This window comes from Caballeronia sordidicola (genome assembly GCF_000729995.1).
In the GTDB taxonomy this organism is placed as follows: Bacteria; Pseudomonadota; Gammaproteobacteria; order Burkholderiales; family Burkholderiaceae; genus Caballeronia; species Caballeronia sordidicola_A.
This window is the reverse complement of sequence record NZ_JNFG01000199.1, coordinates 212,157-227,260: the sequence shown is the minus strand read 5'-3', so window position 1 is coordinate 227,260 and position 15,104 is coordinate 212,157. Positions and strand designations below refer to the sequence as shown.

9 protein-coding genes and 2 pseudogenes are annotated in these 15,104 nt (G+C 58.3%); 6 read left to right on the top strand and 5 right to left on the bottom strand.

Annotated features, from left to right (window positions below):
- Window positions 1–31: 31 nt before the first annotated feature.
- Complete coding sequence (locus FH08_RS0135735) at window positions 32–1,777, bottom strand: methanol/ethanol family PQQ-dependent dehydrogenase (protein WP_031362935.1); 1,746 nt, start codon at window positions 1,775–1,777, stop codon at window positions 32–34.
- Window positions 1,778–2,226: 449 nt separating this feature from the next.
- On the opposite strand from FH08_RS0135735, the gene adh reads away from it, so the two are divergent.
- Complete coding sequence (gene adh, locus FH08_RS0135730; protein ID WP_031362934.1) at window positions 2,227–3,747, top strand: aldehyde dehydrogenase; 1,521 nt, start codon at window positions 2,227–2,229, stop codon at window positions 3,745–3,747.
- A gap of 104 nt (window positions 3,748–3,851) precedes the next feature.
- Here adh and FH08_RS0135725 read toward each other — a convergent pair whose 3' ends face one another.
- Window positions 3,852–6,146 carry a TonB-dependent receptor family protein gene (locus FH08_RS0135725; protein WP_051888781.1) on the bottom strand — a complete coding sequence of 765 codons (2,295 nt, stop codon included), beginning with the start codon at window positions 6,144–6,146 and terminating at the stop codon, window positions 3,852–3,854.
- Window positions 6,147–6,460: 314 nt separating this feature from the next.
- Between FH08_RS0135725 and FH08_RS49760 the strand changes: the two genes are divergently transcribed.
- The 4 genes and pseudogenes from FH08_RS49760 to FH08_RS48890 all read left to right on the top strand — a co-directional run.
- Window positions 6,461–7,327, top strand: a complete 867-nt coding sequence (locus FH08_RS49760) for an energy transducer TonB (RefSeq protein WP_235210605.1) — start codon at window positions 6,461–6,463, stop codon at window positions 7,325–7,327.
- 7 nt (window positions 7,328–7,334) lie between these two features.
- Window positions 7,335–8,072, top strand: coding sequence for a MotA/TolQ/ExbB proton channel family protein (locus FH08_RS0135715; protein WP_200878839.1), 738 nt, complete (start codon window positions 7,335–7,337; stop codon window positions 8,070–8,072).
- Window positions 8,069–8,494: an ExbD/TolR family protein gene (locus FH08_RS0135710; RefSeq protein ID WP_031362930.1), complete on the top strand. Its 426-nt coding sequence runs from the start codon at window positions 8,069–8,071 to the stop codon at window positions 8,492–8,494. Before FH08_RS0135715 ends, FH08_RS0135710 begins: the two co-directional genes overlap by 4 nt.
- 221 nt (window positions 8,495–8,715) lie before the next feature.
- Window positions 8,716–9,054 (top strand): annotated as a pseudogene (locus tag FH08_RS48890) (DDE-type integrase/transposase/recombinase); the annotation flags it as partial.
- A gap of 126 nt (window positions 9,055–9,180) precedes the next feature.
- Here FH08_RS48890 and FH08_RS0135700 read toward each other — a convergent pair.
- The 3 genes and pseudogenes from FH08_RS0135700 to FH08_RS0135685 form a co-directional block, all read right to left on the bottom strand.
- Complete coding sequence (locus FH08_RS0135700; RefSeq protein WP_200878848.1) at window positions 9,181–10,779, bottom strand: methyl-accepting chemotaxis protein; 1,599 nt, start codon at window positions 10,777–10,779, stop codon at window positions 9,181–9,183.
- Window positions 10,780–10,900: 121 nt separating this feature from the next.
- Window positions 10,901–11,989, bottom strand: a pseudogene (locus FH08_RS48885) (IS630 family transposase).
- A gap of 533 nt (window positions 11,990–12,522) precedes the next feature.
- Entirely contained in the window at window positions 12,523–13,353 is an 831-nt protein-coding gene (locus FH08_RS0135685; protein WP_031362927.1) for a helix-turn-helix domain-containing protein, read from the bottom strand.
- Window positions 13,354–13,717: 364 nt separating this feature from the next.
- Here FH08_RS0135685 and FH08_RS0135680 point away from each other — a divergent pair, with 364 nt between their 5' ends.
- Complete coding sequence (locus tag FH08_RS0135680; protein ID WP_031362926.1) at window positions 13,718–14,266, top strand: carboxymuconolactone decarboxylase family protein; 549 nt, start codon at window positions 13,718–13,720, stop codon at window positions 14,264–14,266.
- Window positions 14,267–15,104 lie beyond the last annotated feature (838 nt).

The window sequence follows — 15,104 nt, the reverse complement described above, 5'->3', positions numbered from 1 at the left end:
AGGCTCAGCACGCCGTGACAACACTCGGCGATCAGGCGTGATTCAATGCGAACACATACAGCGTTCCGCCAACTGGCACCTTCTCCGCTGCCTTGGCCATCGGGCCGCCCCATATCGGATTGGCGCCGCCGTAGCCGGTCAGGATCGCGACATATTCCTTCCCGTCGACTTCAAACACCGACGGCTGGGCAATGATCCCGCTGCCGAGTTTCGGGCTCTGCCACAACACCTTGCCGGTGGCTTCATCGAACGCATACAGGTGACCATCGAGCGAGCCGCTGAAAGCTAGACCCCCGGCCGTCGTCGCGACGCCGCCGTTCCACGGCATCTTGGTCCAGTGACTCCAGACTTTCTTGCCGGTGTTGACGTCGATCGCCTGCAGCTCGCCGTAGCCCTTGCTACCCGGCTCCGGCTTGATCTCGAACCCCTCACCAAGATAGGGCAGTCCCTCCATGTAGTTGACCGACTTGCCGGACAGCGACATGCACGCATGCAGGGCTGGAACGAACGCAAGATGCCGTTCCGGATCATACGAAACGGACCACCAGTTCTTGCCGCCGAGAAAACTCGGGCAGGTCTCGATCGTCGTACCCGCCTTCGGATACTTTGATTCGTCCTGGATCGGCGCACCGTCAGCCGAATAGCCGGTGACCGAGCTCGCCGTCACGAACGGCGTGGCATAGATCAGCTTTCCCGTGGTACGGTCGATCGCGTGAAAAAAGCCGTTTCGATCAGCATGAATAATTGCGTCGTAGTCCTTATCCTTGTACTTGATGGTCGCAAGCACCGGCGTATTGACGCCGTCGTAGTCCCACGTGTCGTGGCGGGTGTACTGGTAGTGCCATTTGAGGTCGCCGGTTTTCGGATCGAGCGCGAGCAGTGAGTCGGAGTACAAGTTATCGCCCGGTCTAAGATCGGCGAGCCACGGCCCCGGATTACCCACCCCCCAGTAGAGCGTTTTGGACGCTGCATCATAAGTGCCCGTCAGCCAGGCGGGAGCCCCGCCGTGGTCCTGCATGCCCTTCGGCCAGGTGTCAGCATACTTCTCCCCGGCCGCCGGCACCGTAAAACGTTTCCAGAGCACTGAGCCGTTATCGGGACTCAATGCGGCTATGAAACCCCGCGCTCCGTATTCGCCACCTGAACTGCCGACCACGAGCGCGCCGTCGAGTGCGAGCGGTGCGAGCGAGAACGCATAGCCGAGGCCCGGCTCGAACATCTGTTTTTTCCAAACCACAGCGCCGGTCTGCGCGTCGAGTGCTACGACGTCCCCGCTCAGCATCGCGACATAGACATTCTTGCCGTACAACGCCACGCCCCGGTTGACCACGTCGCAACACGCTGTCTTGAATGACTCCGCGCCCAGGTTCGGTTCGTACTTCCACAATTGCTTGCCGGTCACGGCATCGAACGCGTACACGTTGTCCTTTGGCGTGGTCACGAACATGAACCTGCCATTGATAATCGGTGTCGCTTCAAAGCCCTGCTTGAGGTTGGCAGGGAACTTGTAACTCCACACCTGCTTGAGTCCGCTGACATTGGCCGTATCGATCTGTTTGAGCTGCGAATGCGCTTGACCGTTGTAGGTGCGATAGTAAGTGAGCCAACCGGGGTCGCTTTGCGCAGACGTCAAACGCTCATAGGTGACGGCCGGGTAATCGGTGGCTGCGGCGGCTGCGGCGGCCGCGGCCGCCGCTCCGAATGCCAGACTGATGGCAACTGCGACGCCCATCGCAAGCGTCTTGGGCCGCGTCACCGAAGCTAAACGTGCTTTCATTCTTGTCTCCTGTTGAGTTGTCGACGCAATGCCTTGCGGCGGCGCCATCGCCTGGTGTTTGCATGCAAACTGCACACCCTTCAAGGCAAATCGCGTGCCATCGTGACCCGCATCACGGCGCGCCCCACAGGGCTCAGGGAAATGCGTGGTAGCACGCCCCCCATGCACTGCACACGAGCCACACGGCGTTGCATCGAGGTACAACAGGCACCACACGTGTTGCTAAATGGGACAATCGAAACGGTTCACCATGGCCGTTCAAACAGACCGACGTTTGTGCCAGTGACGCAGTGCGCCGGATAGCGCGAGGAATAACGGACTCAAGAAACGTAATGGCATGGTTCTCGCTGTTTGACTCCGCACCATGAAGAGCACTGGCGAAGTAGCACTGTCTGTGCATCGCAGTGCTCTACATCGGCTCGCTCACACAACTACTGGAGGAGTGCGGTATGAACCACGCAGATATGCAGTTTCTCGACGTCGAGTTTCCATTCGCAAAAAAATATGGCAATTTCATTGGTGGCGAATGGGTACCGCCCGTGCGCGGCGAATACTTCGACAACGTCACGCCGATCACCGGCGAACCGTTCACGTCGATCCCGCGCTCAACCGCAGAAGACGTCGAACTCGCCCTTGACGCCGCGCACCGTGCCCGCAAGGCGTGGGCCGACACGTCGCCGGCCACCCGCGCCAACATCCTGAATCGCATCGCGGAGCGCATGGAGGAGAACCTGTCACGCATCGCGTTCGCCGAATCCATCGATAACGGCAAGCCGATCCGCGAAACGCTCGCGGCCGACATCCCGCTTGCGATCGATCATTTTCGCTACTTTGCAGGCTGCATCCGCGCGCAGGAAGGCACGCTCTCCGAGATCGATAGCGACACTGTGGCGTACCACTTTCACGAGCCGCTTGGCGTGGTCGGTCAGATCATCCCGTGGAACTTCCCGATTCTGATGGCGGTATGGAAAATCGCACCCGCACTGGCCGCGGGAAACTGCATTGTCCTCAAGCCAGCCGAGCAGACGCCGGCATCCATCCTCGTGCTGATTGAGTTGATTCAAGACCTGTTGCCGCCAGGTGTGCTCAATGTGGTGAACGGGTTCGGTCTCGAAGCGGGCAAGGCGCTCGCAACCAGCAAGCGCATTGCGAAGATAGCCTTCACCGGCGAAACCAGCACCGGCCGTTTGATCATGCAATACGCAAGCCAGAACATCATCCCTGTCACGCTCGAACTCGGCGGCAAGAGCCCGAACATTTTCTTCGCCGACGTGATGGATCAGGACGACGGCTACTTCGACAAGGCGCTTGAGGGCTTTGCGATGTTCGCGCTGAATCAGGGCGAAGTGTGTACGTGTCCGTCGCGCGTGCTGATCGATGAGAAGATCTATGACCGCTTCATGGAGCGTGCTCTTAAGCGCGTCGCTGCGATCAAGCAAGGCCATCCGCTAGATCCACGCACCATGATCGGCGCACAGGCCTCGCAGGAGCAACTCGAGAAAATCCTGTCGTATATCGATCTCGGCAAGCAGGAAGGCGCTGAATTGCTGATCGGCGGAGAACGCAACTCGCTGGCCGGCGAGTTGGGCCACGGCTATTACGTGAAGCCGACCGTGTTCCGCGGGCACAACAAGATGCGCATTTTTCAAGAGGAAATCTTCGGTCCGGTGTTGTCGGTAACGACGTTCAAGACCGAAGACGAGGCTCTGGAAATCGCCAACGATACGCTCTATGGTCTCGGCGCCGGCGTGTGGACTCGCGATGGCGCCCGTGCTTACCGCATGGGGCGCGGCATTCAGGCGGGCCGTGTGTGGACGAATTGCTATCACGCGTATCCTGCACACGCTGCATTTGGGGGCTACAAGCAATCGGGCATTGGACGCGAAAATCACAAGATGATGCTTGACCACTATCAGCAGACCAAGAACCTGCTCGTCAGCTATAGCCAGAAGCCGCTGGGGTTTTTCTAAGCCGGCGACACCCAGAGCAGCCCCACGGCCGCCCTGGGTCATCCTGCGTTCTGGGTCGACCTGCGGGAGGCGCGTAGCCGATGTTTCGGCCACCGCGCCCCGTCCTACTTCCACGCATAGCGCAATCCCACCCAGAAGCCGCGTGGCGCTCCCATACCGAGAAACTGTTCGTTCGTCACGTCGTTGCCAGAAAACGAGTGCCCCGGCCCGTTGAAGAAGTTCTCCCCGAGGATGCCGAAGTCCGCATAGCGTTTGTCGAACAGATTGTTCAGGTGCGCGAACACCTGCAGCTGCTTGGTGACCTGATAGGTCGTATCAAGGTCGACGACGAAGTAACCGGCGATCTGCCCGTTGACGTCCTGATTGTTCTCGTCGCCACGGGCGAAGATGGAACTTCGATACAGCACGTTTGTACCCACGTTCCACTTCGATGTCGCCGCATAATCGAAGCGCAGTTTCAGCGTGTTCTGCGGAATGCCGGGAATCCGGTCGCCGGGATTCACCGTCACGTTACCTTGCGCATTGGCGCTCGAATTGCTGGCGCTCTGCTCCACAAACGAACTCTGGTACGTCGCGCGCAGATAGGTGTAGCTCGCGGTGACGGCGAGCGGCCCGGTTTGCCCACGTGCGTTGAGTTCGAATCCCTGCCTGCGCGTGGTCCCGACGTTCTGGAAGTAGCCGGTCGAGGACGATGCGCCATTGCTGCTGACAAACGCGATGTCGTCGTGCAGGTCGGTACGGAAAATCGCACCGCTCCAGTGAAATGCCGAGGTCAGGGTACCGCGTGCACCTGCTTCGAAGGTGCGGGATATGACGGGTTTCAGTGCTGGATCGGCGATGAAATCATTCGGCAGCGAGCAAGGCGCGGCTGGGTCGGCGCACGCGAGTTCGATCGCCGTTGGCGTGCGCATGCCCTCGTTGTAGCTCGCGTAGGCTGTGAGCCACGATACCGGGTTGTACGTGATGCCGAGCGCAGGATTGACGCGTGAGAAACTATTTGAGCCGTTGAGAAGCGGCTGCGTTCCGGTCAGATCCTCAATATTGACGCTCGCGTGGTTGTAGCGGGCCGACGCTGTCAGCGCGACGGTGCGTGTCAGTGAAAGCGTGTCGCTCACAAACACGCCAAGGTTGCTATTGCGTGTAGACGCATCTGTTTGCAGCGTGTAGTTGTCGGTACCCACGGTCTCGCGATCAGCGGTGAACTGCGCGTCCTGATAGTACTGCGAGAAGCGCGCGTTGGCGAAATCGCCGCTCACGCCCGCTGTCAACTGGTTGTTCATACCGGCGAGCTTGCCGGTGGCGCTCAGTTGCACGGCGAATCCGTAACTGTCCTGGGCGATGACCGAGCGAGTATTGTTCGCTGTCGTCAGATCGATCTGGCCTGTTAGCGGGTCGATCGAACCGTAATCGTTGTTCACGTTGCTACTGGTGTTGTCGTTGTTGTAGTGCCGGTAGTACGCGTTACCGGACAACTGCAGTGCATCGCTGAAATCATGCTTGCCGGTCAGGTTCAGCATGATCGCGCGATTCTGGTTGACGTCGGGATAGGTGTACGCCTGACGCGGATTGTCGAGGAACGAGCGAGGAATGGTCTGTGTTCCCTGCAGGTTGTTGTCAGCGGCAGTCAGGCTCAGGTCGATCGCGGTGTGCGCATCCGTATAGCCCACCTTGCCGAACAACTGCTTCACCCGGCTCGGATTGTGGTCGGCCCAACCCTGGTCCGCTTCATCATTGGCCGTGACAAAATAGTCGAAGTTGCCGTTCTGGCCGCCTTGCTGGAATACCATGCTTCGGCGTCCAAACGATCCGCCCTCCACTTCGACGCTGCCCCCGGGATTGTCCCGACCGCTTTTTGTCGTGATCGCGATTGCCCCGCCGAGCGTGTTAAGGCCAAAGAGCGGGTTGGAGCCAGGCATCACCTCGATACGCTCGATCGCCGACTGCGCAAGCAAGTCCCAGTTCACCACGTCGCCGAACGGCTCGTTGATCCGTACGCCGTCCTGAAACACTGACATCCCCTGTGGCGTGCCCAGCAACGGCGACGCGGTGAAGCCACGGTAGTTGACGTCCGGTTGATACGGATTGCCCTGACTGGAATTGAGCGTCACACCCGTCACGTTCTGCGCCAGATAGTCGGTGATCGTATTCGGATGTTGCGCTTCGATCTCCCTGGCGCCAACGATCTGCACGGCCGCCGGAATCTCGGTAAGCGGCATACCCAGACCCGTCAGAGGTGTCGTGCCGACGACGGTCACCACCGGCATCGTCTGGGTCGACGGCGAAGCGAGCGGCACGGGTACTGTTTGCGCCGCTACGGGCGCGCCTTGCATCATCGCCATTGCACCGGCCATGGCGAGTGCGAGTTGAGTGCGCCCGCACTCAAGATACTGCTTCTTCATCTGTCTCCTCCGCTGCACACATCGGTCTTTACGCCCGTGTGCTATTTGTCCCGTTGCCGGGTATATGCATGCTCAAAGCAACATCGATGCCTATCGCCAACGCCTTCGCACTCGATGCCGAATGCTACGCACCGTTGGCGAAAAGCCGATGTCGCCTATGTCTCAAAATGGCACACCGGTGTCACAAACGAGGACAGTCTCCAAACAGATTGCAACAGCTGACGCGGCGCAGTGAGACGGGACATCCGCGCGCTCGACCGGCACACATGTTGCGTACTGGTTCACAGCCAGCATGAGCATTAGGAGTCGCAGGGATGAGCACTTGGACATGCAACGGAATGGCCGCGACGCGGCGGCGCATGGCCGCATTGCAATGCGCCGTGAGTACCTCGACGGGTGGCGTCACGATGTGCCGACTGTTGCCGCGCGACAGTGGCGCATTCGGCGAAGTGCGGCGAAAGCGTCTAAGCGTGGTGGTATTGGCCGTGCTGGCGGCGCATGGACTAGTCTTAGTCGAGATGCAGCGCGCCATGATGTCGGACACGGCAATGACGAGGCCGCACGTGCTTGACGTCGAGTTCAGTATGCAAGACGTAATACCTCAATCGCCGGGCGTCATGCGGCAGCCTGCAGCACTCTCCCAAGAGAATGCTGCACGACCCACATCGCCGAGGCCGCGAACGTCATTACCCACGCGCAGCCTCAATGATGCGAAGGCGCACCGCAGCGTGTCAGAACCCCGACGCGCCATGCCGAGCGCGGACGTTACGCGTGCGAAGCCGCCTTCACCCACACCTGCTCCGGCACCCGCGCAGTCATCGACGGACACGTCGGTTGTGCAGACACCCGGGCCTTCGACAGTTGCACCACCCAGCCCCCTGCCGGTCGCCGAACCACTGACCGAACCCGGCTTTGGCGCCGCTTACCTGCACAACCCCGCGCCGGCCTATCCGGCCGTCGCACTGCAACGAGGCTGGCAGGGCACCGTGCTGCTCAAGGTCCACGTCCTCGCGAACGGCCGGGCGGATCACGTCGCGCTCGTGTCGACGAGCGGACACCCATCGCTCGACGATGCCGCCACCGAAGCCGTCGCCGATTGGAGTTTTGTACCTGCCCGTCGCGGCACTCAAGCCATCGATGGATGGGTCCAGGTGCCCATCGATTTCAAACTCGGAACCTGAGGCCCTGATGAACATGTCCGACTTCGCTACGCTGTATATCGTTGATGGTGCGCTTTTCGTGCTTGCCGCGTTCTCTGTGCTCACGTGGACTCTGATTCTGCACAAAGCCTATATGCATTGGCGGCTTGCGTCTGAAAACCGGCGCTTCACGGCCTTCTTCTGGAAGACTGCCGAACGCGATCCGACGGGCGCACTTGCCGGCCAGTTGCACGCGGCAAGCGGTTCGAAGGCGCGTGTAGCTCGCGCGGGCTTCGCGGCGCTTTCGAGCGCCGCGCCCGTCGAAGCGGACTCCCGGACGGAGTTCGCGACGTGGGACCGGCAGGAAGTGCTGGAACGCTTCCTCGCGCAACAGATCCAGCGCGAGCGGCGCGGTCTCGAACGCGGGCTGACGCTGCTTGCGTCGATCGCCAATGTAGCGCCCTTTGTCGGATTGTTCGGTACGGTATTCGGCATCATCCATGCGTTGCATACGCTTGCGGCAGGCACAACGGGCGGCGTCGAGGCGATTGCGGAACCGGTCGGACAGGCACTCGTCGCCACGGGCGTCGGAATCGCCGTCGCCATACCCGCGGTACTTGCCTACAATCTCTTTCTACGCCGGCTGCGCGTGACGATCGCCGACCTGGATGACTATGCCACCGACCTGGTCAATCTGGCTCGGTGCAACGGATTCCGGATCAGCTTCGCGGCGGACGCACTCGTCAGCGCCAGCCTGCCGTCGCATACCGGCGAGGTACGAGCATGAGGTCCCGTTCGAGTACGAGCGACACCGATGAGCCGCTCGCCGAAATCAACGTCACGCCGCTCGTCGACGTGATGCTCGTATTGGTTGTGATTCTTCTGGTCATCGCGCCGTTGCTAACGAGGACGATACGCATCGACCTGCCCACAGTGATGGCGAGCGCATCCGAATCGCGCGCTCACTCGGTGACGGTAAGCCTCGACGCGAATGGGAGGATCTTTGTCGACGGTAGTGAAATCGCCTTGGAGCAACTCGAACCAGCGCTCAGGCGCCTCGCGTTGCAGGACAAGCGAACCACTGTCAATCTACGCTCGGATAAAAAGGAATCGTTCGGCGCGGTCGCGAACGTGCTGGCCAGGATCGGCCGTGCGGGGATCGAGCATGTGGCTGTGGTGACAGCGCACACTGGCAACCCTTCTGAATAATGGCTTTCGAACTCATGCTGCGGATCGTGCACGGCGAAGCACTTCCTTCGAATTCTTGGTGCCCGGCGGCAAGCATGGCATTCGAAGGGTCATTATTCAACATCGGTGACGGGTTTGCCTCGGACCGTTTGGCTGGAGAACGCATTGAGCATCGCGCCGCCGACTGTGTCCATGACCAGATCGAAATTCCCGCCGGCAGCACACGCCTCAACGTATTGCTCGCTGCAGCACAGCGTTACTTTGAGAAATCGATTGATCAGAACGGCGAGCCTGAGACGATAACGATCGATAAAAGTGGCTCAAACCTGGCCGCGCTTGAAGCGCTGAACGCCCAGCGCGGCACGGCGATCAAGATCCGCCAGAACAAGTATTTGAATAATATTATCGAACAGGATCACCGGGCAATCAAACGGCGCACTCGCTCCATGCTCGGCTTCAAGACATTCCGGTGTGCACGCATTCTGCTGGGCGGCATCGAACTCATGCATATGATTAAGAAAGGCCAGATAACAGGCTCTGGCCAAACTGCTGCCGAGCAGTTTTACTCGTTGGCCAAATAAGCACTGCATATCATATCGCCTTTGCTTGCCCCTCCATCCTTATTGCGACAGAACCCTCGGGCGAGCTCTCCACTCGTCGTGACGTCAGCCAGTTGCGTCATCCACCTGCGGTTGCAGGCTTCGCAGTCAGGCGACGAGTGACTGACGTTGGTCGAACACTCCCGAACCTGAAGTGGCCGTTTCTTCGATTTTGAATACCGAGACAGCGTCCCGCAACGCCGTCGCCTGCTCAGACATGGCTTGCGCGGCAGCCGACGCCTGCTCGACGAGCGCCGCGTTTTGCTGCGTAACCTCGTCCATCTGGCTGACCGCGTCGTTCACCTGCTCGATCCCGGTGCCCTGCTCTTCCGAGGCCGCCGCGATTTCGCCCATGATATCGGTCACCTGCCGCACCGACTTCACGATGTCGTGCATCGTCGCGCCGGCCCGTTCAACCTGCTCCGAACCTATAGCCACACGTTCGACCGATTCGGTAATCAATTCCTTGATTTCTTTCGCCGCGCTAGCGCTGCGCTGCGCCAGCGTCCGAACTTCGCTAGCGACCACCGCGAACCCTCTTCCCTGATCACCGGCCCGTGCGGCCTCAACCGCCGCATTGAGCGCGAGGATATTGGTCTGGAACGCAATCCCTTCGATCACGGAAATGATTGCGGTGACCTTATCCGAACTCCGTGAAATCGACTGCATCGTTTCGACCACCTGATGTACCGCTTCGCCTCCGCGCATCGCGACTGTACAGGCTCCTCCAGCCAACGCGTTCGCCTGTTTCGCGTTTTCCGTGTTCTGACGCACCGTCGAGGTCAGCTCCTCCATGGTCGCCGCCGTCTGCTCAAGCGATGCCGCCTGCTCTTCCGTGCGCTCGGAAAGATCCCTGTTTCCTTCTGCAATTTCTCCAGCCGAAATCGTCATCGATTCGGCTGACGACTGGATGCCTGCAACGATGGTTCTAAGCTGCTGCCGCATAGACTCCAGCGACGCCATCAGGCTGCTGTGATCGTCCGGTGCCACCGGCACTGCAATCGCCAAGTTGCCTTCCGCGATGCGCGCTGCAACCTCCGCTGCGTCCACGGGCTCTCCGCCCAGCGACCGGATGATCCCACGGGTAATCAAAGACCCCAACGCGATCGCGAGTAGCACCGTCGCGACACCCGCTGCCGCAAGCGCAAGCTTGGTCGCCAGGGTCATTGCCGCCACCTCGTCAGCGCGCTTGTCGAGCTGAGCCTGCTCGGCGCTGTCGAATTGCGCCGAGACCGCTCGATAGCGATCCATGAACTGCTTGTCGTTACCCTGCCTGAAATAGTCCGTCAGCGCGTTCCACGGCTGCTCGCCAGCGGTTACTGCTCTACGCAATCCGATCAGCTTCCCGTCGATTTCATTGATCTTCGTACGCATCTCACTCAAAGTATTGAGTCGTTGTTGCTGATCGGGATTGTCGGCTGTCAAGGATCGGGACAGCTTCAGTGACTTGGCGAACTGATCGCGCCCCGCGTTGTAAGGCTCAAGCACCCGTTCAGTCCCGGACGCCACGAATTGACGCAAACTCGCGTCCATCTTGATCATATTGGTCAACATGTCGTCGCTGGTCCGGAGAACCTGGTAGCTACGGACGTTCCAGCCGTTCGCTTGATTGAGCCGGAGGAAGTTGATGATGGAGATCGTGTTTCCGATCAAAGAAACGACTACCACTGCCCCAAACGTTGCGGCGAGCTTCCTGCCGATCGTCATCCTCATGATCTTCTTCTCGGTGGTGATATGCTACCTTTACGGCGTAGATATTTCGAAATTAAGGGCATGAGGCGAAAAATCGATATTTTAATTCGCATTGCGAGTAGTTTTACTTCTGATACTAGTGTCCTGAGTTAGGGATTCGCAAACAAAATCGTTCGATACTGGCCATGACGTCGTCAGCGGATTTTGCCCAGATGAAGGGCTCCGGCTCAGCGTTGTAGATCTCGAGATAGCGACGAATCGCGTCTTCCAACCGGCGTGTTGAACGATGGGTGCCGCGCCGGATTTGTTTTTCAGTCAGCGTGGCAAACCAGCGCTCCACCTGGTTAAGCCAGGAAGCTCCGATGTTGGAGTGACTTGGATATGAAAGCGCGGATGACGAGCGAACCAGGCGCGAACGGTCGGTGTCTTGTGAGTCCCATAGTTGTCCATCACCAGATGCACGTCCAATGGAGGGGGAGCATTGGCTTCGATTGTGCGCAGAAACTTCAGGAACTCAGTGCTGCGATGGCGCCGATGCAATTGGCCGACGGACTTCTCCGGTAGCTATATCCAGGGCCGCGAACAGAGTCGTGGTGCCATGGCGCTCGTAGTCGTGCGTACGGCGCTCGGCTATGCCGGGGGCCAACGGCAGAATTGGTTGAGTCCGGTCCAGTGCCTGAATCTGACTCTTCTCGTCCACACACAACGGCATGGCCTTGGTCGGCGGATCGAGATACAAACCGACGATGTCACGCGTCTTGGCAACGAACTGCGGATCTGTCGACAGCTTGAAGGTTTCCTGACGATGAGGCTGCAGGCCAAACGCACGCCAGATCCGACTCACCGCCGTCTGCGACAGACCACTTTCACGCGCCATGGTGCGCGTGCTCCAATGTGTCGCTTTGGTCGGTTGTTCTTCCCGTGTCTAGGCAATGAGTGCATCGACCCGAGCATCATCAATGGTGCGTGGCGCACCTGCCCGGGGCGCGTCGAGCAATCCATCAAGTCGCTGCTTGAGAAAGCGCGCACGCCATTTCGTTACTGTCTGCGGCGTGACGCCAAGCGTGTCGGCTACGACTTTGTTGCTGGCGCCACTGACGCAACTCAGAACCATGCGCGAGCGCGGGGCGAGCACCTGAGCTGTCTTGCGCCGACGCGACCAGGCCTGCAACTGCTCACGTTCCGATTCACTCAACACCAACTCCGCTTTCGGTCGACCTCTCATCGCGCCTCCGTCGTATGGAACCAACTATACGACGGACAACACAGTGATCAATAAATTCCATGAATTTCTAACTCAGGACACTAGTAGGAAATGCGCTCCAACGGATTGCAGCCCATATTCGCGGCAACGATCTTGAGAGTTCCCAAAGCGATATTGCCGAGCGTGTGAATTAGATGCTTGTGCAACAGAGCTGTTATCGCTTCTACACACTTAATGTTTTTCGCGAGCTTGGGGCGCTTTGCGCTGGCGCAACTACAAATAGAACTCGGATTCATCGCGTGCGGTTGCTGAGGCTTACGGTTTCTCGCCACTTACTTTACGAATCGTTTTGCCGACAACGGTGCTAGAAACGGCTAAACATGTTGATTAGCCGCCATCATAGTCGAACACTCCGCTACATCAGCATGTGGTTGTACAGGACAAGCCGCAGTAACCAAATCGACGAGAACGGCAGCAATTTCGAGTACGTGTCTTCACAGCGGACTTTTCCGAATTTACGCATCACAAGCGGTCTCAGTAGCAAAGGTTCTCGGTCATCTTTCTAGTAATGCAGTGTGGCGAATCGCCGTTTCATCGTCTGCGGGAAACATACATTCTATTCGCAGCTCCTGCGCCGCGACAGTCTGTGGCGTCCCCACTGTAGTAATCATCGAAAAGTAGTTCAGCACCGCTCCGTCCTTGATGAAACCAATGGGTACCATTGGCATGCCTGACGCGGAATCGGAAGTGCCTTGCCATTTCCATTCAGGTCGCACGCCGGGGTAAAGATGCAGCGCGTCAAGGAGCTGTTGCGTCTGAATATCGATGACATGTCCGACCGCTTCCCGATACACGCGTTGGATCAAACTCTGTGCCACGATCTCCCATTTGGCCACGTGCGGCCGCATGCCTTGCGGATCGAAGATGAGATGCAGAAGGTTGCGCGGCTCCGTGCGGGCTTCCATATCAATGAAATGATTGAAAAGGCTTGGAGCAGCCTTATTGGTCATCAGCACGTTCCAGTAACGGTCCATAACGATGGCAGGAAATGGCTCATGCTGCAGCAAAAGACGCCCTATTGCCTTGGTGACGCTCGCCATCTCATTCGCGTTCCACCCTGCTTCCGAATACATCGGGGCGTACCCGGCGGACAGCAGCAACGCGTTGCGCTCGCGAAGGGGTACATCGAGTGACTGTGCGATATTCAGAAGTGTCTGACGCCCCGGGACGCTACGTCCATTTTCAATGAAGCTGATATGCCGCTGCGAAATTCCGGAACCGAGTGCCAGATCGAGTTGGCTCGCTCCTCGCACCTCTCGCCAATAGCGAAGTAATCTACCAAGCTTATTCGACGACACTCTCTGGTCAAGATCCACTGTATTCATGGTGTTCCTGTGCGAACTAGGACAAACGGTCTTTTTCGCGATCTTCACCACGATTAGCCGGACAACTGAATATATTAGCTTGATCCCACCATCCGCAATTACCTCGGATGTAATCAAGATCGGCCCTTTCCGGGTTGACCTTAGGGCGACGGGGTAAAGGACACAAAATCCGAATCGGCTAAGGAGGGATTACTTTCAAGGTAGTTGCGGCGGCGCCTAGCGTCGGTACGCGTAGTTGCGGCGCCTTGGTTATGCCGACAGGTCTTATTACCCGTGACGTAATTGCGGGGCCTCATGCTCATCGTTAATCTTCGGTTGTAGTTTGTCGTCCCCGACAGATACTTTTAACATTTAAGGAAATATCATGGTTAACTTTCCCATCTATACGCTCGAGTCTGCACCGGAGCAATCGAAGCCCGCACTGAACGGCCTCGCGCAGGCATTCGGCATGGTCCCCAATATTGCAGGTGCAATAGCCGGTTCGCCGCATCTGATTAATGGCCTCGTCGGCGTGTTTCAACAGGTTCACGGCGGAAGCTTCACGGAAGCGCAAGTCCAGACGCTGCTGCTGACCAACGCCGTCACGAACGGCGCGACTTGGGCGGTTGCGTTCCACACGTTTCTGGCGCTTAAGGAAGGGCTGAGCGAGGCTGATGTGAAGGCGATCCGCGAACGCCGTCTGCCGCTGGACGGTAAGCTTGCCGCACTTTCACGTCTGGCACGTACACTGATCGAACAGCGCGGCCGAATCAATGATCATGATGTTGCTTCGTTTACCGAAGCAGGATTTGACCAAGCTCTGGTGCTCGACGTCATCCTCGTCGTGGCCGCGTCGACCATGACAAACTACACCTCCAGCGTCACACAGCCGCCGCTCGAGGAACTTTTTCAACAGCACGCTTGGAAGGCTTAAATTGTCTCGGATTGGGTGAGTTTTTCCGCTAGCTGTTGTAGAAAGTCCAGGTCGAGCCCTCTCCCTCGTTGAGCTCGTTGAGGGAGCGTTTGAACTATCGGTCGTCTCGGCCCGGCCGCGTGGAGTTTGGAACTGCGCGGCAGCCGGTTCGATCGGTGGATGAAACTTAAGCTTCTCGTCCTTCATATCGATCAATGCGGTCATACATATTTTCCCCTGCTGTAGTTGGATTTACGGTGAGCGTCTCACCTGTTCGATTCACTGCTTGCACATATAGGTGGAGCGCCAGCACTGACGCTAGTACGAATCTTGGGTTCGGTCACTGTGATGAAGGCGGCCGCCAGCTGGCCTCACCCTCAAGATTGTCTGAGCTGAAAGGTTAATATTAGCGCGTTAGTTCAATAGATTTAATTCAGTTAAATACATCGTAATACTAACCATCGCGTCATCGTCGTATGGAATGCCGACCAACGGCACATCGGTATCGAGCATCGCACCAGCCAACGACGCCAAGTCGATCTACTTCGGTCACTAAGTCGCACGCAACATCGGACAGATGCGCCATGACCACGACGGTGACAAACTCGCGGTGCAACGATGTAGCAGTCTGGTCCAAGAACGCCGCCGGGGCATGAATCGATCTCGACCACCAGTCAGTATCTGCATGCGGACAACGATCGGCATCGGGCAACCGTGGCCGGACTGAGACTCGACTGGTAGCAAAACGACGATCGATCCAAGGTCTGCATCAAGTCGTCTGTGATCGGTATCCACCGAGCGGCCGCTATTGCGCACCGTGAATGCCTCAAGTCGACCAAACAGTTTTTGCCCTTCGGTG